The organism is Stieleria mannarensis (assembly GCF_014154935.1).
In the GTDB taxonomy this organism is placed as follows: Bacteria; Planctomycetota; Planctomycetia; order Pirellulales; family Pirellulaceae; genus Stieleria; species Stieleria mannarensis.
Map to the genome: position 1 here is coordinate 34,721 of NZ_JACEHH010000042.1, position 26,645 is coordinate 61,365.

The 26,645-nt window shown below is 59.3% G+C and carries 23 protein-coding genes; 2 read left to right on the forward strand and 21 right to left on the reverse strand.

Annotated features, from left to right (window positions below; translation table 11 throughout):
* Positions 1–133: 133 nt before the first annotated feature.
* The 5 genes from H1B37_RS24145 to H1B37_RS24165 are packed head-to-tail and all read right to left on the reverse strand — an operon-like array spanning position 134 to position 5,624.
* Complete coding sequence (locus H1B37_RS24145; protein ID WP_182869685.1) at positions 134–1,537, reverse strand: hypothetical protein; 1,404 nt, start codon at positions 1,535–1,537, stop codon at positions 134–136.
* Positions 1,534–2,430 (reverse strand): DUF4129 domain-containing protein, encoded by an 897-nt coding sequence (locus H1B37_RS24150; RefSeq protein WP_182869687.1) that lies wholly within the window; start codon positions 2,428–2,430, stop codon positions 1,534–1,536. The genes H1B37_RS24145 and H1B37_RS24150 overlap by 4 nt, the downstream gene beginning before the upstream one ends.
* A complete protein-coding gene (locus tag H1B37_RS24155) occupies positions 2,427–3,428 on the reverse strand; it encodes a hypothetical protein (RefSeq protein WP_182869689.1) in 1,002 nt (333 codons plus the stop codon). Before H1B37_RS24155 ends, H1B37_RS24150 begins: the two co-directional genes overlap by 4 nt.
* Positions 3,418–4,494, reverse strand: a complete 1,077-nt coding sequence (locus tag H1B37_RS24160) for a stage II sporulation protein M (protein WP_182869691.1) — start codon at positions 4,492–4,494, stop codon at positions 3,418–3,420. Before H1B37_RS24160 ends, H1B37_RS24155 begins: the two co-directional genes overlap by 11 nt.
* Entirely contained in the window at positions 4,491–5,624 is a 1,134-nt protein-coding gene (locus H1B37_RS24165; protein ID WP_182869693.1) for an RDD family protein, read from the reverse strand. Before H1B37_RS24165 ends, H1B37_RS24160 begins: the two co-directional genes overlap by 4 nt.
* A 356-nt stretch (positions 5,625–5,980) precedes the next feature.
* Between H1B37_RS24165 and H1B37_RS24170 the strand changes: the two genes are divergently transcribed.
* Positions 5,981–7,507 (forward strand): Nramp family divalent metal transporter, encoded by a 1,527-nt coding sequence (locus tag H1B37_RS24170; protein WP_182869694.1) that lies wholly within the window; start codon positions 5,981–5,983, stop codon positions 7,505–7,507.
* Between the two features lie 161 nt (positions 7,508–7,668).
* Here H1B37_RS24170 and H1B37_RS24175 read toward each other — a convergent pair whose 3' ends face one another.
* The 13 genes from H1B37_RS24175 to H1B37_RS24235 form a co-directional block, all read right to left on the reverse strand.
* Entirely contained in the window at positions 7,669–9,309 is a 1,641-nt protein-coding gene (locus H1B37_RS24175) for a hypothetical protein (RefSeq protein ID WP_182869696.1), read from the reverse strand.
* A 446-nt stretch (positions 9,310–9,755) separates the two neighbouring features.
* Positions 9,756–10,541, reverse strand: a complete 786-nt coding sequence (locus H1B37_RS24180; RefSeq protein ID WP_182869698.1) for a sulfotransferase domain-containing protein — start codon at positions 10,539–10,541, stop codon at positions 9,756–9,758.
* A 17-nt stretch (positions 10,542–10,558) separates the two neighbouring features.
* A complete protein-coding gene (locus tag H1B37_RS24185; protein WP_182869700.1) occupies positions 10,559–11,914 on the reverse strand; it encodes an ABC transporter ATP-binding protein in 1,356 nt (451 codons plus the stop codon).
* A complete protein-coding gene (locus H1B37_RS24190; protein ID WP_182869703.1) occupies positions 11,914–12,780 on the reverse strand; it encodes an ABC transporter permease in 867 nt (288 codons plus the stop codon). Before H1B37_RS24190 ends, H1B37_RS24185 begins: the two co-directional genes overlap by 1 nt.
* A gap of 92 nt (positions 12,781–12,872) precedes the next feature.
* Complete coding sequence (locus H1B37_RS24195; protein WP_182869705.1) at positions 12,873–13,961, reverse strand: glycosyltransferase; 1,089 nt, start codon at positions 13,959–13,961, stop codon at positions 12,873–12,875.
* A complete protein-coding gene (locus H1B37_RS24200; protein WP_182869706.1) occupies positions 13,958–15,124 on the reverse strand; it encodes a glycosyltransferase family 4 protein in 1,167 nt (388 codons plus the stop codon). Before H1B37_RS24200 ends, H1B37_RS24195 begins: the two co-directional genes overlap by 4 nt.
* On the reverse strand, positions 15,117–16,037 hold the full coding sequence (locus tag H1B37_RS24205; protein WP_182869708.1) for a class I SAM-dependent methyltransferase: 921 nt from the start codon (positions 16,035–16,037) through the stop codon (positions 15,117–15,119). The genes H1B37_RS24200 and H1B37_RS24205 overlap by 8 nt, the downstream gene beginning before the upstream one ends.
* Entirely contained in the window at positions 16,034–16,207 is a 174-nt protein-coding gene (locus tag H1B37_RS24210) for a hypothetical protein (protein WP_182869710.1), read from the reverse strand. Before H1B37_RS24210 ends, H1B37_RS24205 begins: the two co-directional genes overlap by 4 nt.
* A 109-nt stretch (positions 16,208–16,316) precedes the next feature.
* Positions 16,317–16,673, reverse strand: a complete 357-nt coding sequence (locus tag H1B37_RS24215; RefSeq protein WP_182869712.1) for a hypothetical protein — start codon at positions 16,671–16,673, stop codon at positions 16,317–16,319.
* 291 nt (positions 16,674–16,964) lie between these two features.
* Positions 16,965–17,585: a zinc ribbon domain-containing protein gene (locus H1B37_RS24220; protein WP_182869713.1), complete on the reverse strand. Its 621-nt coding sequence runs from the start codon at positions 17,583–17,585 to the stop codon at positions 16,965–16,967.
* Positions 17,586–17,628: 43 nt separating this feature from the next.
* On the reverse strand, positions 17,629–18,168 hold the full coding sequence (locus H1B37_RS24225) for a PilZ domain-containing protein (protein ID WP_182869715.1): 540 nt from the start codon (positions 18,166–18,168) through the stop codon (positions 17,629–17,631).
* The gene (locus tag H1B37_RS24230) at positions 18,168–19,007 is read right to left on the reverse strand and encodes a PPK2 family polyphosphate kinase (protein ID WP_182869717.1); all 840 of its coding nucleotides are present in this window, start codon (positions 19,005–19,007) and stop codon (positions 18,168–18,170) included. Before H1B37_RS24230 ends, H1B37_RS24225 begins: the two co-directional genes overlap by 1 nt.
* A 67-nt stretch (positions 19,008–19,074) precedes the next feature.
* The gene (locus H1B37_RS24235; RefSeq protein ID WP_182869719.1) at positions 19,075–20,064 is read right to left on the reverse strand and encodes an ABC transporter ATP-binding protein; all 990 of its coding nucleotides are present in this window, start codon (positions 20,062–20,064) and stop codon (positions 19,075–19,077) included.
* Positions 20,065–20,174: 110 nt separating this feature from the next.
* Here H1B37_RS24235 and ispF point away from each other — a divergent pair, with 110 nt between their 5' ends.
* A complete protein-coding gene (gene ispF, locus H1B37_RS24240; protein ID WP_182869720.1) occupies positions 20,175–20,690 on the forward strand; it encodes a 2-C-methyl-D-erythritol 2,4-cyclodiphosphate synthase in 516 nt (171 codons plus the stop codon).
* A gap of 211 nt (positions 20,691–20,901) precedes the next feature.
* Here ispF and H1B37_RS24245 read toward each other — a convergent pair whose 3' ends face one another.
* Genes H1B37_RS24245 through amt form a run of 3 tightly spaced genes read right to left on the reverse strand, consistent with a single transcriptional unit; the run spans position 20,902 to position 26,411 of the window.
* On the reverse strand, positions 20,902–21,519 hold the full coding sequence (locus H1B37_RS24245; protein WP_182869722.1) for a class I SAM-dependent methyltransferase: 618 nt from the start codon (positions 21,517–21,519) through the stop codon (positions 20,902–20,904).
* Between the two features lie 24 nt (positions 21,520–21,543).
* Entirely contained in the window at positions 21,544–22,641 is a 1,098-nt protein-coding gene (locus H1B37_RS24250) for an HD domain-containing phosphohydrolase (RefSeq protein ID WP_182869724.1), read from the reverse strand.
* Positions 22,638–26,411, reverse strand: coding sequence for an ammonium transporter (gene amt, locus H1B37_RS24255; protein ID WP_182869726.1), 3,774 nt, complete (start codon positions 26,409–26,411; stop codon positions 22,638–22,640). Before amt ends, H1B37_RS24250 begins: the two co-directional genes overlap by 4 nt.
* Positions 26,412–26,645: the final 234 nt, after the last annotated feature.

Genomic DNA, 26,645 nt, shown 5'->3' on the forward strand with positions numbered 1-26,645 from the left:
TTCAGTAGATTCTTGGCGCGAACCCGCCGTGTCAACCGCCGTCGCGCTCTTGGGCAGGGTGTGCCGTTGGCGATTTCCGCGTGTTGATTCTATCTTGCTCGCGGTCGTCCCGGGGCGACGCGGTGCCCCTCGCTTACGCGTTCGGGCTAGCATCATCGATTTGATTCGGCGCATCGGTTGCTTTGACGGGCGGTTTCGGAGTTGGCACGTGCAAGTGGAGCGCCGGATCGGTCGGGTGAACCGGGTCGTCGATCACCCAGGGCCCCGACGTTTCGTCGCGGACGTGCTTCATGTAGTCGCTGATCTTGCGTCGGGCGAACGTTTCGCCGCCGCGACGCCGCATCAGCGTCGCCACGGCGCTCAAATGATCGCCGAAATGTGTCAGCACGCCACGGTCGACGTGACGCGGACGACCAAAGATCGGCAGTAACATCAAACAGATCACGAACCCCAGGATCGCGATGTGAAAGGTGACGAAGCTGAGCGGAAACTCGGTGAAGAACTCCGCACCGGAGGCCCGTGGGATCTCGCCGCTTCGGTCGCTGATCGGTAACGAATAGGGTGCCGATGCAAATCCCACCTGCGGCTGCGGCCCCTCCGCGATCAGCCGGCCGCCAGAATCCACTCGCCGGGACGGAATCATCAGTGCGATCGAGCTGCGGATCAGCCCCCGGGCGAGTGCCTGGTGGTGCGGTTGTGTCAGGGCGTAGTTGGTCAACATCGATCCGCCGGCGACCACCAAGATCTGTGACTCCGGCCAGGCGTCGCTGGTGATCCGGGCCAACACGGTGTCGCCGTCTTCGGACGCCAACAACGATTCAAACTTCGTTTTGGCCGACGTGGTGCTGACGGACTGCCCCTGCGGCCAGTACACGGCACCGGGACCGGCCGGTTCCAAAATCGGGGATCCCTGCTGCGTCTTGTCTTTACGGTCATACCGCTGCAAAACCCACTCGACGCGGCGCGGCGTGTCGCTGTTGACCACCTCGGTCCAGCGATCACTGCCGGCCGGGTCACTGCCGGCTGCTTCGCCCAGCCTGATTCGGGTTCGCTGGACTTTGGGTTGAATCGACAACCAGCCGTTGGACGGCAACGTGGTTCGGGCCAGTTGCCACTGGTGCTCTTGAATCAGTTTTTCGGCGTACTTCCGGCGGTACTCCAGTCGCTGTGGTGGCGAAGCGAGGGGGCGGGCGTCGCGGTAAAACTCCGCTTCGCTGCCGCTATCGGGAACCACATAGATCAGCGTCTTTTGTCGCGACCGCAGCCATTGTTCCATCCAACGCGTCGTCCTGGATTCGATGCCCGTCGGGTGCGAGGGCGTCCAAACGATCACGGACGTCCGCCGCGCCCGATCGGTCAGGCGATGTAAATCACGCGTGGCGAAGCCGGCATCGGAAAAGGCGTTCCGCAGCGATGTGAAACCGTTGATACTTCGCCGGGCTAAGTATCCTTTGCTGGGGCCATAGCTGGTTCCCAGACCGCCATCACAGCCGACAAGCAAGAACAGCAACAGGACCGGGACAATGATGCGTTTCATTTGCCCGCTCCATAGGTCTGGGTGGCCGATTCCAGCATCTCGTTTTGCCGCCACAGTTGCTCGAACACGCCGGCAGGAATCTCGTGACGCCCGAAGTAGGATTGTTCAAACGCATCGGCAGTTGCCCGCAACCACGCCGCAATCGCCTCGTGGTGGCCGCGCGTCTCGCGCACATACCGACCGTTCGTCTTTCCCCGGCTCAGTCGCAACAGTCCGTTACGATCGAGCAACAACAGCTGATGGCCGAGCAACAGAATGATCGCCTGGTCGAAGCGCCCTTCGCTCATCAATCGTTCACACTCGTTGCGCAGGTTCACATCGGTGCGGCGAAGTTCGGGCGGCAGGTGTTTGATTCGCTCGAGTGTGTGTTCGTCGGGCAACGCTTTTGAATCGGACGGACTGGTCGATGACGTGCGATCTTGCATCCGCAATTCGGCCCGCGACACCGCGTACACGGTCAAACCGACCATTCCCATCACGATCACAGCCAGCATCATCCAACCGAACAGATTACTCCAGCTGAACGATGTGCCCAGCAACCCGCCGGTCGTGGCGCCCGGGTTGGCGGCGGTGTTATTCGACGCCGCCGTCTGTTTGATCTTTTTCGGCTTGGGCAACCAGCGGCTTTCTCGATGAATCGAGTCGTCTTGGCGGACCTTCAATTCGATCGGCACCAATTGTTTTGATTCGGCATCATACCAGGGCGTCGTGTCCAACGACTGCGACACACCGGCCGGATCTTCCGACGCATTCGGTCGATCGGGCGATTGCGAAACGCCCCGACTCGCACAGAGGGTCGCAACCATGGCGAGGGCGACCATGTGCAGCCACAAATTCGCCGGACGAGGCCACGCTGAGGTCACGATGCTCGCTGCGTTTGACAGGAGATTCACGATGCTCCTCCGACGGTTGTCGCGGCCGCTTCGCTGGACGGGGGCACCGAAATCGATTTCGAAGGTGTCGGTGTCGCTGATTTCGAAATGCCGGTTTCTTCGCCGAACTGACGCATCGCTTCGGCGCGAACCGCCAACTCGACATCCCAGCCTTCGAGTCGAATGCGGGTATCCAGGTAGGCAATCATGCGGACCACCACGCTCAGCCCCCCGACGGTCCAAAGCGCCAGCGGGTACAGCACCAACAACGTCACCAAGCCGAAATTCCAATAGCCGGTGACGATCCCGCGGACCCACACCAGGCTGTAGAACAGGCCGGCGAAAATGACGGTCAGCGTCAACGCGGCGGCGAACCAGCGGCTGCCGACGTCGCTGCCGGCGGGACGATGCAAGGCACGGGCGCGTCGCGAGAGCGTGATTTCGTTGGCGTTCTTGCTGCGCAGCGGACACATCTCCAACAGAATCATTTCCGGCAAAAACGGTCGACCGGCGCGCACCGCCAACGCGACGACAAACAGGATGATCGGCAAGGTGACGTCAAAGACGTTGTCATAGGGTTGGAACAGACGGAGCGCGACCAGGATCATCGCGGGGATCGCCAGGCGACGAATCCCCAGGCAATAAAACCAACGCCAAAATTGTTGCCGAGCGATTTTCAGCGCGCTCTTCCAACTCGGTTTGTGTTCGAACACGGCCTGCCCCAGATAGATCGTCGTGACCACTCCGGCAGCCGGGGTCTGGAGAAACACCAACAACGCCATCCACGTCGCATAACGACTCAGTTCCCAAATCGCTTCGGAATCATCCAGACCGTATTGAGCCTCGGTCAGCGGGATCCAAGACAGCAACAACGCGTTGGCGACCATCCAGGGCCAAGCGCCCAGCAGAAACCCGACCAACAGCAGCGTCGGGTAGCGATGCAACAGCACCAAGGCCAGATCGCCGATCTCGGCCAGGGTTCGGACGCGGACGGCCACATGGGTTTGATCAAGCTGCATCGTCGTCGACTCCGTCAATCGGGCGGCGGGAATCGACCAGATCCGCATAGCGGGCGGTTCGGACCAAGGACCCGCCGTCGCTTTCGTTGCGGGGGAATCCGAGCACGACGAAGTACAGGGTGATCAGACCGCTGGACAGGATCGACCAGGCCACCTTGATCAGGTACGGGGCACCGCTGGGCGACAAGAAGCCTTCGGTGAAAGCTGCCAGAACAAACATCGCCGCGCTGGCGGCCATCACCGGCACGGCGTCGCGTCCGGCCCGGCGGACCGAGTCCACACGAGACAGACCGCGGGTGTAAAACAGCCCCATGCCCAAACGCAAACCGGCCCCGGCCGACAACGCGATCGCCGTCAATTCAAAGGGGCCGTGCGCGGTCACGAATTCGAAAAAATGGTCCGCTCCCTCCACCCCGTCGCGTGACATGTAACCAAACGTCGCGCCCAAAACGATCGCGTTGTAGGCGAGCGTGACCAAACAGGGGACCAACAGAATCCCATAGGCGAAACACTGCAGCCCGATGCCCGTGTTGTGGCGAATGTAAAACGCCGCCCGCGCCGTGTATTCTTCTGGATTGACGGCCAACGGTTCTTTGAAGGATTCCGAAGTGGCTTCGAGCATTTTGGAACCGCAAATGCGTTCGGCGAAACCGGGAAACTGTTCCTCCGCGGCACCCATCACCATCGCCAAGGCGAACAGGCCAAAGAAAACCAGGCTGGCCACCCGCACACAGCCGTCATTGAAAATCCGTTGCGGTGCTTCCCGGAACAAAATCTGAACCCAACCGCCCGGTGTGGGACTGTGCGTGCGATACAACTGGTTGTGCGCGCGGGCCACCAGACGGTGCAGGTAGGTGACGGTGTTGGGAGGCAACTGGTAGGCGTCGGCGAGTGCCAGATCGGCGCACGCCGCTCGGTACAGCGATGAAAACCGCGCCACACCCGCCGCCCCACGATGTTTGGGGCTGACCGAATCGGTGCTGCCGCGCACTTCCATCGCTTCGCACAGCCGTTCCAGTTCCGTCCAATCGACGCGGCGTTTCTCCAGCAGTTTCGCGACGTTCATTGGTCATCCCCCGGCATCTTGCGCGGCGGTGCGGGGCTTTCGCCCGCCGGCGTCTCGGCACGGGACGGTTCGCCGCCGGGTTGGATCGACGCCCGCTCGGACGCCTGCCGCCAATCCCCCAACGGAGCCTGTGCCGGTTGACGATTTACCGGCTGGGCCGGTTGACGCTGGGCTGGTTGACGCTGGGCCGGCTTGCCGAGCTCCTCCAACACGACGCTTTGCAGTGGTTCGCCCAGCCCCGACGGTTTGCCGGCGTCTTTGGCCAGTGGACTGTAACCGGCCAGCGGCCCCAGATCGGCCGGTTCGGTCGTCGAATCGGCCAAAAAGGTTTTGTAGTAGAGCGCGTACAGCAACAGGTCCGGGTCGATGTCCCTGCGGAATTCAAACCGATCGATCAGCGGATCGGAAAGGTTGCGGGCAACTTCGCGGCGCCGCGGCGGGGTCAAGAAATGTCGACGTTCGACATAGGTTGCCAGCGTTCGGGCCATCTTTCTGGTGATCAGGTAGTCCCCGGGAACGTAAGACGCCAGCGCGGGGACCCGTGCGTCGTCCACCTTGGCGATCGGCAATTGCCATTTGCGTTCATCGACCACCACCATCGTTCCCGCCGCCAAATCCCCCAATCGCTGCATCCGCCGGGTCATCATCATGCTGACCAACCCGATGATCCCCGTCGGGATGAAATAGACCGGCGGGATGTCGGGATCCCACGTGTTGATCGCGGCGACCGGGGCCAAATCCGCGACGCGCAACAAGTTGCGTAGCAAGGCGCTGCGTGGCGAGACGGGACGCCCGTCAACTTCGATCACGCGAATCCCACAAAACCACTTTCCGATCGTGCGGCCGTTGAAATACGCCTCCAAAATCGTCCCGTAAAACCAATTGATCACGAAGATCAAAATCACGATGAAGGCAAACGTCAGCGGCCCGTAGAAGGTCGACAACACGGTCAACATGCCGCCGAGCAACAGCAGCGTGAACCCGACCGTCAAAATCACCCCCCAGCGGACCGCCAGATCGATCAGGTACGCCGGCAGACGACGGAACGGACCGGCCAATTGATATTCAAAGGCGATGTTCTCCGGCGTGACCACGGCGATGGTCGTGTCGAGCGGTTGGACGGCGGCCATGCAAACGAAAAAGAGGCGAAAACGGTCATCCCGGAACAGGTCCAATTATCACCCCGTAGGCCCACACCACGCAACCGGCGGGGGATTTAAGTTTCAGGTTTCAGGTTTCGCGATTGAAGTTTCAGACATTTCTAAAGCCCCCAACCATGTTTTGGCACACATGGATTTTCTCTTGCCTGGCAGTTCATTTTCACCGCCAATTTTTCTGCCCCCCATTTTTCCGTCCCTCCCAACTCCCAACTCCCAACTCCCAACTCCCAACTCCCAACTCCCAACTCCCAACTCCCAACTCCCAACTGACCTGAAACTTTCTCGCCGCAACATGCGTGATTCTGGCTCTGCTACACTCACGCCCCATGAAAGAAAACGAAACCATTTCCCCTCCCACCTCACTGGGGCGGATTCTGCTGGCGGTCGGGCCGGGGCTGATCGTCGCGGGATCGATCGTCGGTAGCGGTGAATTGATCGCCACGACCAAGACGGGGGCCGAAGCCGGATTCAGTCTGTTGTGGCTGATCGTGATCGGCTGCGTCATCAAGGTGTTCGCCCAAATCGAATTCGGACGCTACGCATTGATCAGCGGAAAGACGACGTTGGTGGCGCTCGATGAGGTTCCGGGGCCGCGGATCAAGGGGCGTGGGAATTGGTTGGTGTGGTATTGGTTGGTCATGTGGCTGGCCAGCATTTCCCAACTGGGAGGCATCGTCGGCGGTGTCGGTCAGGCGCTGTCGATCAGTGCGCCGTTGACGCAGCAAGGCGTGGCGTACAACCAGGCGGCCGACGCCGAACAACTGGCGCGTTTCGATGCCTTTCGCCAAGCACATCGCCAAGGCGAGAATGAGTCCGAAGTGACCACGTCGAATACGTGGGGCACCTACGACGCCACGTATCGCTCGGAAGTTCCCGGCGAGCGTTCGCATCCCCATGACACCGCGATCTGGGCCGTCATCATCTCGCTGATCACCAGCGTGATTCTGGTCGTCGGCCGGTACAGCTTGATTCAATCCTTCTCCACCGCGTTGGTGGCATCGTTCACGTTGCTGGTCATCGTGAACGTGTATTGGTTACAAAGCGAGGCCGAGTTTGCGTTCAGTGCCAAAGAATTTCTGTCCGGGTTGATGTTTTCGTTTCCGGACAAGACGGCGGAGATCAGTCCGATTCGAACGGCACTGGCGACCTTTGGCATCATCGGTGTGGGAGCTGCCGAATTGATCACGTACCCGTATTGGTGTTTGGAAAAGGGGTACGGCAAATTCACCGGGGCGAATGACGGTTCGCCGCAGTGGAAACAGCGGGCCGCCGGATGGATGCGGGTGATGCACGTCGATGCATGGGGCGCGATGTTGATCTATACCTTTGCCACCGTCGCGTTCTATCTGTTGGGCGCCTCGGTGCTACACCGCATCGGATTGAATCCCGAAAAGGGCGACATGGTGCGGACGCTGGCGGTGATGTTTCAACCGGTGTTTTCCGAATGGGCCGCGACGGTGTTTTTGTTCGGCGCATTGGCGGTGCTGTATTCGACGTTTTTCGTCGCCAACGCGTCCCACGCGCGGACATTTTCCGACGCCTTGCGGGTGATCGGCGTGATCGCGCACGACCAGCAGACCCGGGACCGTTGGATTCGGATTTTGAGCGGTGTGTTTCCGATCCTGTGTGTGATCATCTTCATCGCCTTCCCCGCTCCGGCACAGCTGGTTTTGATCAGCGGGATCACCCAGGGGATCATGTTACCGATGCTGGCCGCCGCGGCACTGTTCTTCCGCTACAAGCGATCGGTCGAGGGCTTGGAACCGGGCAAGACGTGGGATCTTTTCTTATGGCTGTCCGCCGCGGCGATGCTGGTCACGGGGGCCTGGACGTTCTACGCCCAATTCACCTGACGCGGTCACTGCCGCAGCATGTCGCGCGGTTTTTAACCTCCGATTTAACAGACCGTTGCGACTTAATCCACTCTCTGGGAGTGTCGCGGAGGAATTTACGCTCACTGCGGCTCGCGTTGGCTTGACCGCCCTCGAATCAGCGTCCCGACACGGCTGGCCGTTTAATCATCCAGGAAGACGTAGTCCGGTCGCACCGATTTGTACCATTCCCGCCACTTGCGTTGGGCGTTGCGGATCTCGGCATTGGTCGGCTCGTCCGGCATGCCAAAGCCTTCGAATTTCCGGCTGATAAAACGCAACCCATCGCGGGCGTACGCGCGGACAGCATGATCGGGATCGCTGAGTGCAAAGATCAGGGCCGGCACGACGCGATGTTCGTCGCTCATGCCGAGCATTTTTGCCGACACACGACGCGCCTGCCACGACCTGCTGCCGCGGACGAGACGTTCGAGCCGTTCGAGTTGCGCCGTGCGTTCCACCGGGTCGGTGGGAAGTTCGGCGTTGTCGACCATCGCTTTGCCGTCCAATTCATCGGCGTTGTCACTTTCGAGCAGTTGCAGCATGTTGGCCACCGATTGGGCGGCCACCGGCGAAACCGCTTGGCCGTTCTGCATCTTCGCATCGCTGACGTTTTCGCCGAATCCATAGCCGCCGATCGCCGACGCGCTGGCACCAGCACCGAGTGATTTCTTGGTGCTGCGGATCAGGAACAGAATCGCAAAACAGGTGTTGGCCGGGGCATAAATGTGCTGAGTTTCCCCCCAGCCACCCTCGGGGGTTTGCGACCGTTTCAGTTCCCCGACGATGCGATTGTACCAATCCGGTTCCGACTCGATCGGCACCCCCTGGGCGATGTCCAAGAAACTCTGATAACGCTCGGTCGTATAGCAGGTGTAGTAGTAATAGCGGTGATTGACGTGATCGGGGGTCGGGTTCGCCCGGAGCCAATTTTCCATCCGGCCGATCGCGTTGAAAACGGCGTCTTTCTTAATCCGCGCGTTGGTTTTTCTCCGCTCGGCGTTTTCGTCATCTTTGAACAGCTTGATGGCTTTGGGCAGGCCGATGATTCCCGCGTCTTGGGTCGTCTTGCTGGACCCCCACATCCCGATCGTGTCTCCGGCGATCAACAGCGTCGCACCTCCGGCGAGCGACATGCCCTCGGTGATCCGCTCTTGCTTTGTCAAACCTCCGCCGGACGGAACGACCCCCTGATAGGGCCAAGCCCCACGGATATCCTGGACCCGAAAAAACCAGTCCATCGATTTCTGCAGACGGTTGTAGTCGACCTTGTAGCCGAGCCGATCGAGCGTCCAAAGTGCGAGCACCACATATTGGGTTTGCGACGTGTCCCCCTTCTTTTCCTGGGGATAGGTGTAGGATCCGTCGGCCTCCTGGACCTCGTCGAAGTAGCGCAGAATCGTTGCGAGCTCGTTGCGATACTGCTGCGGGTCGACCTCGGCAAACAGCAGTGCGGACACCGCCGCGTGATAGTTCGACTTGAACTCTTGCTGGCGTGAAAAGACGCTGACAAATTTTTTCGCCTCTGCCAGCCCTCTCTGCACCACCGGATTGGTCGGATCCGGAGCCGCCTTCATCATCGTGTACGCGGCAAGTACCTGTTCGCCTTCGTCGTGGATCTCGGCCGATTCGAGGAATTGGATCCCTCGGGCGACCATTTGTTGCACCATCGGATCCTCGGGCTTGATGGCATGTGCGACCGGGCTGACGGCGAACTGCCAGAGAGAGGCGAAAAAGCCTCCGAGGAGGACCAAATGGATCTGTCGCTGCATCAGAAAAACCATGCGAAAGTCGAAGAAGAGGCTGGCGCTGGACGGGCGAGAGCGTTTCGGATTTCAATTCCCGAAGTATAGCACAAAGGCTGAAAATCAACGAAGGGTTCCGGCCGCCCGCCGAGAATCATCGATCCCCCTTGGGGAAGAGACGGCGTCTTGCGCTTCAATCGAACGCCTCGGAGGGCAATTGCTGCAAAATTCGGTTCTTCCGGGAAATTCGTGGCAAATTGCTCAGGACCGAGTATCCGAAAGCTGCCACCAAGTTCTCGGACGACCCCAAAATTCTTGGCGGCCTGTTGATTGAGTCAGCCGATCGGCGCTAGCCGCGGTTCCGCCGCCAAAAACCGGCACCGGCGGCCGTCGGCTGATCGATAGATTGTTCCTTTCGAAAAAATCAACAGGCCGTTGACGAATTCCGCGCCGATCAGATCCGTCCGTTATCCGCGATGCTGCGGTCATTCAGGGTAGTTCAGCAGCCGCAACCCTGTCTCGAAACGCGCGGTCAACAGCGTGATCTGTTCGGCCGACAATTCGTCCCGGTAGGCCCCGCTGACCCCTCGGCGTACAAACCGTTTTTCCGCCGGCCAAAGCTTGCTGTCCCAGCCGAGTCGACGCTCGCGATCCTGCATTTTTTTGACCTGCGTGGCTTCGGCAATCGACTGGATTTCATCGCCAGAGAGGTCCAATCGCAGAAATGACGCGACCCGCTGCAGTTGCGAGGCGCAGTCCGTTTTCAGATCTTCGTAGCGTACCGTCAGGATTTCCGCCTGATAGGGATTCTCGTGCCATTTCAGCACATGGTCTTGCCAGTCGCCCCACGGCAATTCAATTCGCCCGGCAACCATCTGGTCCAAATCGGCCGGATGGCCGAGTGCCTCGTTGAAGCTGCGGTAGGAACAAAGAACATCGCGACCGTCGCGGACGATGTTCAGCACACGCTTGTATTGGGGTTGCGGTAACGCGTGAGTCTTGAAGCACGTGGTCGGCAGAAAACGCTTGTAAAAGGCCTTGGAGTGAATGTCCGGGACGAGCTCCTGCACCAAGGCGTCGGGGGTGCGACCGGGATCGAAACGGTACAACATGGCCGCGACCATCAGCTGCATCCAGGTGTTTCCCGACTTCGGATAGCCGGCGATAAACACGTCGGATTCCTCGAACCGATTTGTCGCAATGAACGACGCCGCGTGTCGGGCCAACGCGTCTCGTTCCGCCGTCAGCGAATCAATTTCAGCCCGCAGCACTCTTCTTGCGATTCGTTTTAAGATGGTTTCGTCTCCCATTGAAAACAGGGTTGCAAGACTCCCGACCGCTTCGTCCGCTGAGTCTCTTCAAGCTCGCTCTCATGAATCCTGAATTTCACCAATGCGGTTCGGTTGAACAGGTTTTCGACATGCGGAATTCCCGCGTTGATCGTCAGGTAGTACCAACCGGGACTGAGCAGGCGTCCGGGGATCCTGCACGTGCTGCGGTAGCAACCCGGTGACCTGGGGCCGCGATTGTCCGGGGAATCCGAATCGTACGCTTCCACGACGACCGGTCCTTCTCCGGAAACGATCAAGAACCCCACCCGCATCGGTGGCAACGGCTTACCGATGGTGTATTGAATCGTGACCTCAAACGCCGCATCGGGGGAAATCACGTCGGACGGGTCGGTCGCCGCGAACGACGGACGCCCCGGACTGGTGACGCTGACACGTTCGATCGCAAACGCCGCGTTGGTCTGGTCAGTGGACTGCCAGTGGGATCCGGTCTGGGCTCCCGCATTGAGTTCAAAGTAGTCACGAATGGTGTCCGCGATCGGCGCGATGCCGACCACCTGGCCGCGATCCAACAAGACGCCTTGGCGACACAGCGATTGAACGGATCCCATGTTGTGGCTGACGAACAGGACGGTTTTCCCCTGATCCGCCGAAACCTCTCGCATTCGGCCGATGCAGCGGTTTTGAAACTCCGCGTCCCCGACGGCAAGGACTTCATCGACGACCAAAATCTCGCAATCCAGGTGTGCCGCGACGGCAAAGCCCAAGCGGACCGTCATCCCGCTGCTGTAACGTTTGACCGGCGTGTCGATGTACTTCGCACAACCGCTGAAATCGATGATCTGATCAAGTCGCTGTTTGATTTCGTGACGCCGCATGCCCAACAGCGCGCCGTTTAAAAAAATGTTCTCGCGACCGGTCAATTCCGGTTGAAACCCGGTTCCGACCTCCAACAAACTTGCCACGCGGCCCTTCGTTTTGATTCGCCCCGCCGTCGGCGCGGTGATCTTTGACAACAGTTTCAGCAACGTCGACTTGCCGGCTCCGTTTCGTCCCACGATGCCGAGGATCTCGCCCATCGGGACGTCGAAATCGATGTCTTTGAGCGCCCAAACGTAGTCGTCCCGCCGCTTTTTCACCGCACCGCGTTTCCCCGTTGACGCGTCGGCCGAGCGGGCTTGGGAAACTCCCGCGGGCTGCTCGCGATCGTTGATCGTTCCGACGGTTGCAAACGGATCGGGCTTGCCGAGAAGACGTGCCGCCAGACGCTGCAGGTCGTGTGAGAGCGTTCCGGTACCGACCTGACCGAGTCGGTAACGTTTGGAAACGGATTCAAATCGGATCGCAACGGACACTAGACCGAGTCCATAAAGGTTCGCTCCACGCGATTGAAAATCACCGTCGAGACAAGGAATGCGACGGCCGCAAAGATGACCGAATAAGCCACACCGCCGACCGAGACGGTTCCCGTGCCCAGGAATCCCAAACGCGTCAGCTCGAACAGCGGCGCCAGCGGGTTCCAGGCAAGCACCGCGGCGATCCCCGGCGGGATCTGCGACGCCGGATAAATCACCGGGGTCGCATACATCAGCAATTGCACACCGAACTGCAGCAAGAAGATCAGGTCCCGATACTTGGTCGTCAACGCCGAAAATGACATCCCAAACGCCAGCCCCAACGTCGCCATCACCAAAACGCTTAACGGCAACAGCAGGGCCCAGCGGTTCGGCGTCACCACACCGCCGGCGACGTAGTAGGCGAGCATCGCCAAAAACAGCCCGAATTGAATCGCGAATCGAATCAGGTTGGACGTCACGATCGACAACGGGATCAACAACCGCGGAAAATATACCTTGCCGAACAAGCTGGCGTTGTCTCGAAACACCGTGGCGGTCTTATTGAAGCATTCGGAAAAATAATTCCACAACACGACCCCCGACATGTAGAACAAGACCTGCGGCAAGCCATCGGAGGAAAGCTTGGCGATCGTTCCGAACACCAACACGTAAACCAGAGTGGTGAAGATCGGCTGGATGAAAAACCAAAGCGGTCCCAGGATGGTCTGTTTGTAAAACGAGACGATGTCCCGATAGGTAAACAGATACAGCAGGTCGCGGTAGGTCCAGACTTCACCCAAACGCAAGCTGAACACGGCTGAATTCGGCTCAAGAATCTGGTCCCAATCCTCGCAATTCAACTCGGTTTCACTTTCGGTTGCCATCACGCCCGTTTTGTATTTCAGGTTTGAAACACGATCCAGTTTCAGCGGCTGACGTGACAGCGACCGAGTTCATACGCCGCGCCCCCCGTGGATCATTCGGCCCCCCGTCGCGATCGGTAAAGGACTGCCTGCTCGTAATTCTGTACTTGTTCGGCGACGGTGAATTGACCGTACATCCGCCGATGTGCGGCCCTGCCCATAGTTTCTCGCAAGCAGGCGTCTGCCGCAAGACGCTCCAACGCGGCCTGCCATTGCGTTCGCTCGTTGACAAGAAATCCCTCGCGCCCGTCGTCGATCAAGGTCCGATTGAATCCGACATCCGTCGCTACCGTCGGCAACCCGCTGGCCATGTACTGCACCATCTTGGCATTGCATTTGAACGTCGACCATCGGTCGCCCTCGGGCAACGGCATGATCCCGACATCAAGCTGCCTCAGTTGTAACGCGACGTCGCTTCGATCGATATCCATCCACACCAGCAGATCCTTGTGCTGCGTGTTCAGACTGCCGTGAGCCTGACGCGATGTAATGATATGCAGCCTCAGCGGGATTTGTTCGGCCAGATTCTCCATCACAGGCAGAATCTCCTCCAGCAAGCGAACGTTGCCCGCAGAACCGACCCAGCCGATTCGGAGGGTTCCCGGATCATCCGTGACCGGTCGAGCCGTCGCTCGGCCTTCCGCGGCCCATTTCGACACGTATTGACGCTCATCCACACAGGTCGGAACGATCGTGATCGACCGGTTGTGCGGACGAATCCAATCGGCGATTGCCTGGTTTCCGGCGATCACGTGATCGCACTGCGCCGCGATCTTGCTGATTTTTTCGGGGAATAGCAGGAAGACGGCGTCGTCAATGTCATAAACCAATCGCTTGGCGACCCCGCGAAGTTCGCTCTCCAGAACGTCGTCGTCCGAATGCACCGCGCCCGTTTCCAGCACGACACTGTCGAACGAGCCCTGCGCGATCCGCCGTATTTGCCACCGTCGGATCGCGTACTTCAGCCTCTGGCTGACTCTCCACCCCAGTGCCGGAAGGTGGCCGTAGCGGTTCGGAATGCTCGGATAGCGACGGACACGATGGCCACGTTCTTCCAATCGGTCGAACATCGGCGTGCGGAAAATCACCGAGGGCACTCCCGTACCACCATTGAAGTATGCGATCCGAGCTCGGTCACTCATCGAGCACCATCCCGCCAAAGCGATTCATACGTGCCCAGAAGCGTCGCCGCGGCGCGATCCCAAGAGAAGCGTTGTAAATTCTTTCGCGCCTGGAACTGTTGTTCTTTCCGCGACATTGCGATCGCCTGTCGGACGGCATCGACAAATGCGTTCGGATCATTCGGGCGATGAAACAATGCGGCGTCCCCGGCCACCTCGTGAAAAACATCGGTGTCGCACAGCACGGGGATCGCACCATGGGCTTGCGCTTCCAGAACCGGCAACCCGAACCCCTCGTCAAGACTTGGAAAAACGAAACACGCTGCCCTGCGGTAGCACTCGCTCAGCCGATCGTCATCAACCGGCCCCAGCGAGACGACCTTTTCATCAACGCCATAGGATCGGATGTAAGCTCGTTCCTCCGCGTCCAACGGTGCGCCGACGACGACCAGCGGCAGATCATCGGGCCACTGTGGTGTGGCCAGCGCGCGAACCACCATCGGGAAATTCTTGTACAGATTCCGCCCGCCGACAAACAGACAGTAACGCGGCGGAAGTGCCCGACCGCCGGTGCTGGATCGCACCGGATTGAGATCGTCCGTCGAACTCCGATCGTCCGAGGGCGACGACCGCAGTTGTCCGCCGTGGTCGGCTGCCAGGTGCATCACCGTCACGTGCCCGGCCATCTCTGGAAAGTAACGCACCAAGCGATCGGCGGCCGCATGAGAAATCGTCAACACGTGATCGCACTGTGCCACGCACCGCCGTTTCATTTCCCGTTGAACGGCAAAGTCTCCCATCCAGTAGAAGTCCTCGGAAATCATGTCATAGACGGTCGCCAACCGCTTCGCACGGTCTGGGCCGGTCGCCTTGCCACGTGGATCCAAGGAAAAAAACGTGGGGTGCCAAATGTGATTCGGAAATTTCGATCGCAGACGACTGTGGAGCACCGGACGCACGAGACGCCAGGCAACCTGCCGCCGCGAGACCAATTCCGGACCGCGAGAAAACCGCTGCAACGCGACCCCACCGGGGATGTCCAACTGTGGCGCGTTGTCGACCAACACCGTGTAGTCAACCTCGCCAGCGGTTCGCGACATCACCTCATAGAAAAGCCGCCAGACGCCGATCCGCCCACGGCCCTCGAACACGGTCCCATCGATCAACACTTCGGGTTTAGCCATCGGCGGTTTGGTTGTGTTGAGACAGCTGCCGTGCCCGATCGCGGCGACCCACTGAATCGGCCAATCGCTCCAAGGCCCGTTGGTAATCCGCTTGGCGAAGCGCGTCTCCGGCCTGCAACGCCGATGCCCGTCGTGCCGCTGCGTCGGGACAAAGTGTTGAAGACAACCGGTTGAGGATGCGTCGGATTCGTCCCGGACCGCGAAACGGGTTTCGACCCAATGGCTCGTGCGTCATCAAGTGGTTCGCCGCGCTATCGGAATACAGTGACACGCCGAAACGATCGGCGACGTATTGCAACGCAGGTTGGGTGTAAAACGAAATGTGTTGCCCCGTCTCGGGCAAAAAGTACCACCACTGATCGGCAGATTTCGGTGGCGGATCGGGAACCAGGACCGTCGAAAACAGCAGCGACTTTCCCAAACCGAGCAGCTGGTCGAAGGTCCCCAGCGGGTCTTCCAGATGCTCAAACACTTCCCAAGCAGTGACGCAATCGAATGACTGCTGCCGCTCGATTTCCTGCCGGTCGATGTTCGCCAAGTCGACTTCAAACCCTTTGGCGAAAAGACATTCGCAATAGGCGTCCGTATGGCAGAACGGGAAGCCTCGGTCACGCATCAGACGCGTGAACACCCCGTAGCCGCCGGCATAGTCCAGTAAACGCTGGCCGTCGGGACAGATTTGAGGCAATAAATCGCAAGCTAAATCAACCTTATCCGCGTTCCGCTGCAATAACCCGATGTCCAGATCTGCGATTACCTGACGGTAGGCTTCGTCCAGCCAGTACGGCTGCTCGGTTTGGATGAACCCGGTCTGATCGCAGCGATGGTAAACGACATCGTATCGCCCCAAAATCTTCGCCGTGAACAACCTTGAACAGGGACCGCCAGTCAATCGACTTTTCACCGTGGTCACTTCTTCGATTTAAGCTCCGCCGCCTCGGCTTCGAGTTGCGAAATCTGGTCCTCCAGCTCTTTCAATTCGTTCAAGTCATCGGCTTGCTGCCGCGATCCGGCTAACTGTTGTCGCAAACTGGTCAGCTTTTTATTGATGACGTCCAGTCGTTTTTTCTGCTTCTTGTCCACGAGGATCCTGTTCTTTCAAACCAAGGGCGAATACGTCACACGGCCGCGATCGATCGATCGCGAGCCGATTCCACAATAGAACTTGACGACGCCCCCAATCGCAAGGGTTCTAGAACCCGATTCCGATCGAGATCCCGCTGCGGCCATAGCCGTAACCCGGATAACCGCCAAAGCGGACGCCGGGCCCGATGTAACCGCGATAACCGGGGGGGTAACCAAAGCCCGGCCGGTAGCCATAACCCGGCCGGTAAGACGAATATGGCCGATAGCCGCGGGAAACGTAGGGGGAGACCGGACCGCGATAAACGCCGCTGTAGACAGGTGGGACGGCAATCGGCGCGCGATACGCATACCCCGATCGGACCGGCGAACGACGGTAGTAACAGTCACCGGCCTGACTGGTCGAACCGGATACGGCCAAACCGCCGACGCTGACCGCGGCGGCGAGAAGTAGTTTGTTGATCATGGAAATGATTCCTTTTTAAAGGGAGGGTATCGGGTTGACGGCCCGCTGTGAAACGTTCGAAAACGAGCTTCATTCGATTCATGTGAACTGTCTGCACACCGCGGGCCAAACTCGCCAGAACGAGCGTTGTTGGTGTCTAGCCTTGAGGCGATTCCGGTCGCTGCTTCGCAGCGAGGAGCGACCGCCCGGAATGGGCCGTCGTAGGTGAATAGGCCGTCGTACGTGAAGCGGCGTACGTCAAGCAGTTGCGATGAACCGGTCACCGTATCAGATCGACGGCGCGCGGGCGTCTCATTTCCAGCCCTTGGCCTGCCCCTCGGCGTAGATCTGGGCGACGTCTTCCTCGGTGATTCCGTGCGTCAACGCCATGTGCGTGACCTCGCGGTCGACGACCGCCCCGAGCGTTTTGTTGAGCGTCTGGCCGGCGACCCCGCTCTTGGGGATCTTCTTGGCCTTGCCGAACGAAGACGCGATCATCTGCGAGTAGTCGCGATAGATTTTTTGCCGCGTCGATTCGGGCAGATCGACCTCACGATACTCCGTCTCGCCGGGTGTCTCATCCAGCTTCAGGTCTTCGACGACCTGGGCTTGGCTCCGCATCGGAACCTCCGGCTTTTCGGGTTCGTCGGCCGAACCACCGGAGAAGACGACCAACAGAATCAGACCGACCACGGCCAGCCCGGCGACGCCACCGACGACCAACCATTGTCCGATCCTGTCGCCGGCATCCGAATCGTCCTTATCGGTCACGTCGGGATTGTTTGGACGCGTCGGTTGGGGATGAGACGCTTGCGACGCGGCGGCGGAGATTGAAAAAACGCCACCGCAGGTCGGGCATCGCGTCGAAGCCATCGATGCGGGAACGTTGATCGCCGCGTTGCATTGTGGGCACTGGACACGTTTGATCGACATCGAAGACTCGTCATCAGGAAGGGAGGAAAAGTGGCGGCACGCCCTACAGTTCTTTCCGATGCTGCATCCATTGCCGTTGCAGGTCCATCACGATGCGACGGATGATCGGCGGCGGGTCCACGTGTTCGCCTTTGAAAGTTTCGGGGAAGAACAGTCCAAACCCGTTCGGTTCGATCCGCCGCACGACCGCGTCGAGTTCGATCTCTGACTTGTTCATCGACAAACGAGCGCGCAGCTCGTCGTCGATGTCCAGGGCGATCGAACGGTCTTTGGGGACTTCGACGAACACGCCGGTCATGCTGATGTTGGTCGGTTTGGACACACAACGGTTCTTGCCCGAGATCAAGGTGACCGACAGGCCACTTTCGTCGATGATTGGAACGCGAAACGATTCTCGGCGGTTTTCCTCTTCCGATTTCGCTTCTTTTTCCTCCGGCGGGGCGAGCGCCTGAACGAAATCGACCAGCGGTTTGACGGTCGCGGGGTCGAGCGTGACCGATTTTTGCGGTTCGTCGCCACTGGAGATCTTCAGGGTGTCGCCGTCGTAGAAAATCTCGAGGTCGCGTAGTGTGATTTCTGCCATCAGGATTCCTGGGCGTCCTTTGCTATCTCGTACAAGCGTCGAATTTCGTCCAAATCGACTTCGACGGGGGGAAATTGTGGATCCATCTCTTCAAGCGTCTTGGCGACGATGGAAGAGACGGCGGCGTCGCGAAACCATTTGTGATCGGCCGGGATCACGTACCAAGGGGCCCGTTTGGTGCTGCAGTGTTCGAAGACATCCTCATAGGCCCGCCGGACGTCGTTCCATTCTTTTCGGGATTCGTAGTCGCCGGGATTGAGTTTCCAGTGTTTGGAAGGATTTTCCAGCCGTTTGCGAAACCGTTCCAGTTGTTCTGCGGGGCTGATGTGAAGGTAGAACTTGAGGATGCGAGTGCCGTTTGCCGCCAGGTTTCGTTCGAAGTCGTTGATGATTTCGAATCGCGGGCGCCAAACCGACTCGGGAACCAGCTGTCGCACGCGGACCACCAGCACGTCTTCGTAGTGGGATCGGTTGAAGATCGACACCTTGCCTTTGGCCGGCGTGCACTGGTGAATCCGCCACAGAAAATCGTGTGACCGCTCCAGACTGCTGGGAACCTTGAACGGGTACGTGCGGCAGCCCTGCGGATTCATTTTTCCAAGCACCTTGCGGATCACGCCGTCTTTGCCTGCCGCGTCGGGTGCCTGCAGGATGATCAGCAGCGACTGCTTGGCTTCGACAAACAATCGGTACTGCAGATTCTGAATCGTCGCGATGTTCTTTTCGGTCGCAGCAACGGCATCGGCTTTGTCGCTAAACGGGCCCTTGGTTTTCGTCACCCGTTTCTTTAACGAAACCGACTCCGATGGCTTGATGCGAAATTCGTTTTCAAAATCCATTCAGCATTTGGGTGTCTTGTGGAGCGTCTGCAGAAAATACGCTTTTTCGCGATTTCCTTCAATCATTCTACCCGGCACGCTTCTCGCTCGTCTCACGGAATAGCCCGGCAATCACGTCTTCCAACGGCGGATCCTCCACCGCCACGTCTTCGATCGGGTGATCGGCCAAGCAGTGGGAAAGCACCGCCGGGACGTCGGCCCGGGGAACTTTCAGCTGAACTTTAGGCCAGGTTTCCGACAGCACCTCACCCAGCGCTCGCAAATCCGGTTGATGCTCTTCGGCGAATTGCAGCGTGATGATTTTGTAGCCGGAGAACTTGTCGATGATTCCCGAAAGCGAGCCGTCATATTCGATTCTGCCCCGCGCGATCACGACCACGCGTTTGCACAGCGCCGCGACGTCCTTCATGTAGTGGCTGGTCAACAGGATCGTGATCTTGCGTTTTTCCTGGTAATAACGCAGGAATTGCTGGATATTGTGCTGGGCGATGACGTCCAGCCCGATCGTCGGTTCGTCCAAGAACAGGACGTCGGGGCTGTGCAGCAACGCCGCGATCAATTCCATTTTCATCCGCTCGCCTAACGACAATTCCCGGACGGGCTGGCTGAGCAGCGAGCCGACTTCCAGCAGATCGGTCAGTTCGTCCATCGTGACGCGAAACTGGTCCTCCGGCACACCATAAATCTGCTGTTGAAGCCGATACGATTCCTGGGCCGGCAAATCCCACCACAGCTGGTTTTTTTGCCCCATCACCAGCGCAAACCGCCGGCGATAGGCGTTTTTTCGCTGCCAGGGAACATAGCCCATCACCGTGGCGTCGCCGCTGGTCGGATCGATCACGCCGGAGAGCAACTTGAGCGTCGTCGTTTTCCCCGCCCCGTTGGGGCCCAAAAACGCCACAAATTCACCGGCCTGGACATCCAGATCGATTCCCCGAACCGCGTGGACCTCCTGATAGTCTCGATGAAACAGCCCCTTGAAACTCTCCTTCAGCCCTTCCCCCTTGCGATACACGCGGTAGGACTTGGTCAGATTTCGGACTTCGATGATCGACATGGCACGGGGCGGACGCTGGAGAAAGGTGACTGGCGGCGGTATTGTAGTGACGCGCTGCAATTGCCACGAGAAGGGATCCACCGGCCGAGACTCATCAACGATCAAGACCCATGACTTCCACACCGGCCGAACTGCCAAATCTGCGTATCGGGTTGGGATACGATTCACATCGACTCGGCAGCGGCGGTCCGTTGCGGATCGGCGGTATCGACCTGCCCGCCGAAGTGCATGCGATCGGACACAGCGACGCCGACGTGCTGTTGCACGCGATCACCGACGCCTTGCTGGGCGCCATTTGCGGCGGGGACATCGGACGCCTGTTCCCCGACACTGCGGCGGAAAATGCCGGCCGCGACAGCCGCGATTTCCTGCTCGCGGCCCTGGACAAAATCAACCAACGCGGGATGGGGATCGTCAATCTGGACTGCGTGATCCTGGCAGAACGCCCCAAAATGGCGGCCCACATCGACGCCATGCGCGAGCACATCGCCGCCATGCTGGGGATCGATCCCACCCAAGTCGGCATCAAAGCCAAGACCGGTGAAGGGGTCGGCGAAATCGGCACGGGGCAATCGATCGCCACCCGCGTCGTTGTGTTGCTGGCGGGAATCTCAGCAGCCGGTTGATCCCTGGGTACGTCGTTTGTACTAGGCTCTGTCCCTAAACCCGTAGCGGAAGCCGCCAAGGCTTTCGTCTCGCAGCAGTCCACACGGGAAAAGCCGAAAGTCTTGGCGACTTCCGCTACGAATAAATCCGTCACTTCGACAATCAATGTTCCGTGGAATCCGTCTTGGGCGGATCATTGCACGACGTCCATTCTAGGTCGTCGCGGAGAGATCAGCGGCGGACTTTGCGGACCAGCCGCATTTCGTTGGGGCCGATGAACATCAACAACAGCGCGCCGATCGCCGCGTAGCGGTCAAATACGTCTTCGTGGAATTCGTCTTCGCCCGGCCAGGGATAGGAATAGACGATCGAAAAGTCGTCCAATTCCAATCCCCAGGCGTCATAGGCCGATTGGCCGCCATGGCCCAGCGACGGCAGCGTCGGATCCAGTGACAGCTGCGGTGCTCCGGCAGGCAGGAAATTGCCGTCGAACAAGTCCACGGTGGCCGGCCAAGTCCGGATCGTCTTTCGGGCTTGCCCGATCAAGTCGGCGTGGGCTTCGATCGCGTGGGCGTTCCATTTCAGTTCATCGGCCAGACAGGCGACCGCGGCGAAACCGCATCCCCACTCCAGGAACCGGCTGCCGATCTGGGTTTGGTGCCGGTTGATCCACTCAAGCGTCTGGTAGACCAGTTCGTAATCGGCGGCGACAAACTGTTCGGCCCGATGTTGATCCCAGCAATCCTGAAACGCTTCGATCCGGGCGCGCATCGAAGAGAGCTTGGCCGCGATCGACGGCGGGATCGGCTGTGTGTTGACTTGGGATGGAATCGGAATCGGTTGTAGCATGACTGTCTATTGACGCGATCGAACTTACGAAACGGCTTGCCCGGGGCCGCCGGTGATCAAGGCACCGTCGCCGACGGTGGGATTCAAGGGGGGCGCCGGTGGCGAGTCGCCTTGTCGCGTGTCATCAAATCGGTTTCGTATCGCCATAAACATTGTCTTGATCTGCAAGAATGCATCAACAACATCGGGATCAAAGTGGCTGCCGCGCCCGTCGACGATGATCGCTTCGGCTTTTTCGTGGCTGTAAGCGTCCTTGTAGACCCGGTTGGTCGTCAACGCGTCGTAGACATCGGCCAGGGCAACGATTCGCGCCGACAGCGGAATCTGGTCACCGGCCAGTCCGTCGGGATAACCGCTGCCGTCGTATTTTTCGTGATGCGAAAGTGCGATGTCATAGGCCATCTTCAAGAACGATGCTTCGGGACTTCGCTGAATCGCCCCGCGCAGTGTTTCGGCGCCGATCCGCGGATGTTCCTTGATCGCCAGAAACTCTTCGTCGGTCAGTTTTCCAGGTTTCAGCAGCACCGCATCGGGCACACCGACTTTGCCGATGTCGTGCAGCGGGCTGGTTTGGTAGATCAACTGAATGTACTGGGGCGTGATCGTTTCGGCAAACCTGGGATTGCGGGTCAGTTGTTCGGCCAGACAACGCGAATAACACTGGACGCGTTCGATGTGGTGCCCGGTTTCCGGGTCGCGGCTTTCGGCCAGCTTGGCCAAAGAGAAAATCAACGCTTCACGGGTTTCCAGTTGCAGCACCCTTCGTCCGACGTTGACGCGTGCGATCAATTCGCTGGGGTGAAACGGCTTGCTGACGAAATCGTCGGCCCCGGCGACCAGGCCTTCGACGCGTTGGTCGACCGAATCCATTGAGGTCAGCAGGATCAGGTACACGTAGCCGCCGAAATCACCACTGCGAATCTGGCAACACAGATCGATCCCATTCAGCTCCGGCATCTGCCAATCGCTGATCACCAATCGCGTATGGCCTTCCTTCAGCCGATCGAGCGCGCCGCGCCCGTCTTCGGCGGTGATCACGTCAAATCCGCTTTGCTGCAGCGTCGAACAGATCATCTGCCGAACGATCGGATCGTCATCGACGACCAAAATGGCATCTTTCATGATTCCGCCTCGGTCAGTTTTTCGTCAATCCAGTCGAGACAACGCTCGATTTCCGATTCCAGTTGATTCAGTGTCATCGACAGTTCGTTTGGATCTGTCTGATCGGGGGTTGTCACACCCGCTTCGATCACGCCGGCCAACGTGGCGATCGGGTTGGCCGACATGGTTGCCGCGACACCTTTAAGACGATGTGACGCGGCCCGGGCACGCGGGAAATCGCCGCTGCGAATCGCATCACAAAGGCCGTCGAACTGCTGTGGCAATTGCTGTTTGAACATGCGAGCGACCTGATAGGACGTGGATTCGCTTTCGCCACAACGCTGCACCACGTCGCGCCAGTTCACCGCGACCTCCGACGCCAAGTGGCTGAATCGGCCGCGCGACAGAGTGGCTTGGAGATCACTTTCAGGGTTGCCGTCGATGGGTTCGGATTCGAACACGTCGCGCAACGTCCGTGCGAACACGGTTTTCGAAATCGGTTTGGCCAGGTGTGCGTTCATGCCGGCGCGGAAACACCGTTCCACCTGTCCGGCCAACGCTTGTGCGGTCACCGCGATGATTCGCAGCGGAGATTCCGGCGGCAGTTTAAGTTCACCGGATTGATGCATCCGCCGCAATTTGCGAGTCGCATCGAAACCGTCCATGACCGGCATTTCACAATCCATCAGGATGACATCATAGGTGTATCGGATGGCCATGGTGAGGGCTGCCTCGGCCGACGCGACCGTGTCGGCTTGGAAACCGAGACGTTGCAACAACTCGGATGCCACCGTGGTGTTGATTTCGTTATCGTCGACCACCAGCACCCGACGTCCCTTTCCGATCGAATCGTCGTCACCGGTAGTGCGTTTGCGTTTCGGTTGCCCGAGTGACGGCAGATCACTGAGCGTCCTTTCGATGGCTTCCAACAGTGCCGACGGCCGGACGGGTTGATTGAGCTGGACTTCATCGGCGTGCCGCGTGGCCGTTTCCCCGATCAAGATCCGGCGTCGGATGGTCGGCAGCGTCGCCGGCAAGGTTTCCAGCTCGGCGTCGGACACCACACTGGTTTCGGCCAGCAACAGGTCGACGTGTTCGTTCGGCCGGTCGCCGTGCCGGATCACTTGCTGTGCCGATGCGATCGAATCGGCGGTCAAACAATCCGCGCCCCAGCGCTGCAAGTAGTCCTGGATGACGTCGGTTTCCCCGTTGGCAGGCGCGATCAACATCACGCGTTTGCCGGCGATCCGCGAATGGCTGCGGTGCCCCAATAGATTGGTGGGGGAAAGATCGTCCAAAATCGTCTCCGGCTCGACCGCCGGGATCACGCAGATGAACGTTGATCCCACATCCGGCTCACTTTGCAGCTGGATCCGTCCGCCCATCGCGGCGACCAGTTGCTGGCAGATGTTCAGCCCCAAGCCGCTGCCGCCGAACCGTCGGGTCGTCGACGCATCGGCCTGTGCAAACGCTTCGAAAATTTTGGACTGCCGCTCCGGTGGGATGCCGATTCCGGTGTCGCTGACTTCGATCTGCATCCATGGATCAAGCACGTCTCCGTGGTCGCCCGATGGCGGATCGGATCGGTCCATCCGCACACGCAAACTGACGCCACCGACCTGGGTGAACTTGATCGCATTGCTGATCAGGTTGATCAGAATCTGTTGCAGTCGTACGGGGTCGCCCATCAAGATCTCCGGCACGCCGGGTTCGAAGTGCGCCGACAGGTGCAGCCCCTTGGATTTGGCCCGGTGGTAGAGCATTTCGACGGTTTCATCAACGAGATCGAGCAATGAAAACGGAACGGATTCCAGTTCCAATCGCCCGGCTTCGATTTTCGACAGGTCCAGGATGTCGTTGATGATGGCCAACAGGGTCGTCGAGGAACGTCGGGCGATCTGCAAGTACTTGGCTTGTTGTCGTGACAGTTCGCCTTCGTCCATCAATTCCAACATCGAGACGATGCCGTTGAGCGGTGTCCGCATTTCATGGCTCATCCCGGCCAGGAATTCGCTCTTGGCGTTGTTGGCCGCCTCGGCCTGTTCCTTTTGCAGCCGCAGATTCTCCGACGACAATCGCTGTGTGATGTCCACGATCGTGCCTTCGAAGTAGCGGACCGTTCCGTTATCGTCGCGGACGGCATGGGCGTTTTCGCTGACCGTGATTTCCGATCCGTCACGGCGACGCAGCTGGGCGCGGAAGTCGTTGACGCGATCGTGCAACGCGATTTCACGCAGAAAACGTTCTCGCGTTTCAGGGGTGGTGTAGACATCGTTGGCCACATCACCGACCGCGTCGATCAACTGCGCGGCGGTGTCGTATCCACACAACGTTGCCAGCGCCGGGTTGGCACTGCGGAACCTGCCGTCGGGAAACGTTTGATAGATGCCTTCGACGGCGCCTTGAAAGATGCTCTCGTACTGTTGTTGTGCCGCCTTGCGGCCGGCAAACTCGTGTTCGACTTCCGTGATCACGCGATTGTATGCGGCGGCGATTTGGCCGATTTCCGTGAACGGTTCGATTTTGACTCGGCTGCTGAACTCACGGCCCTTGCGGTGTCGCGACATCTGTGTCAGCAAATCTTGCAGTTCGGAGTTGGCGCGATGTTCGGCAATGTTCAATCCGATGTATTCATGCCGACGCGGCACCCGCAAGGGTTGAATCAAGTTGATCGCCCCCAGAACAACAATACTGGTTCCGAACGCCCATCCGAACGCCGCGGCACAGCCGCAGGATTGAATCGCCAATTGCGTCACCCAATCGTTTCCGTTTCCCCACGCGGCCGGATCGGTCAAGATGGGGATCGCAATTGTGCCCCAGACGCCGGCGAATCCGTGGGCGGGAATGGCGCCGATGACGTCGTCGATCGACAACCGATGCAGCAACCAAGTCGATGCGGCACAGACCAACGCCGCGACGCTGCCGACGGCCATGGACGTGATCGGCGTCAACAGATGGCATCCCGCGGTGACCGCCACCAGCCCGGCGATCACGCCGTTACCGACCATCGCGACTTCCGGGCGGCCCAATCGACGCATCACGATCGCCAGCGAAGTCATACCGCCCGTGGCGGCTGCTATCATCGTGTTGACCAAGATCTTGGGAACCTTGTCGGAAAGCTCCAGACCGCTGCCGCCGTTGAATCCCAGCCAGCCGAACCAAAGCACCAGAATCCCCAGCACGACCATCGGCAGATTGCTGGATTGAATCTTGCGGGGATGGTTTCCGAAACGCCCCAACCGCGGACCGACGATGATGATCGCCGCCAACGAAACCCAGGCGCCGACCGAATGCACGACGGTCGATCCGGCAAAGTCGATGAATCCGAGCGAGCTGAGCCATCCCGGCCCGGTGCCATCGACCAGGCCTCCCCAAGCCCAATGGCCAAAGATCGGATAGACAAACGCGCTGACAAACACGCTGATGATCACGTAGCTGCGAAACCGAATCCGCTCGGCCACGGCCCCACTGATGATCGTCGTCGCCGTACCACAAAAGACGACTTGGAACAGAAAGAACGCGAGCAGAGTGGAGCTGGCGCCCGCATCCATCAAGAACTGCGACGAACCGAACCAACCGAAAACGGAGTGCCCGTACATCAGCCCGAATCCGACGACCCAATAGGCGATCGCGGAAACACAAATGTCGATCAGGTTCTTGATCGCGACGTTGATGCTGTTCTTTGCCCGCGACATTCCGCTTTCCAACAAGCAGAACCCCGCCTGCATCAACAGCACTTGGCCGGCGCACAACAGCACCCACAGCAAATCGATGGATGTCAGATCGTTCATTCCTCGTGCATTCCCCTTCGTGCGAAACCGTTGCCCCAGTCGGATTTGCCGGACGGCGTCCGGCGGTCGCGATCGCGGTCATCGGATGACCCGATACGTCTCTCGAATCGTTCCGCCGACACAGGGGACAAACGCCGAAAAAGGGATTCGATTGCGGTCGCCCGCACGCCGTCGCAATCTGATCGGATTGGGCGTGCCGGTTGGCCGGATCGTCCGGGGACGAGGGAAAACCCG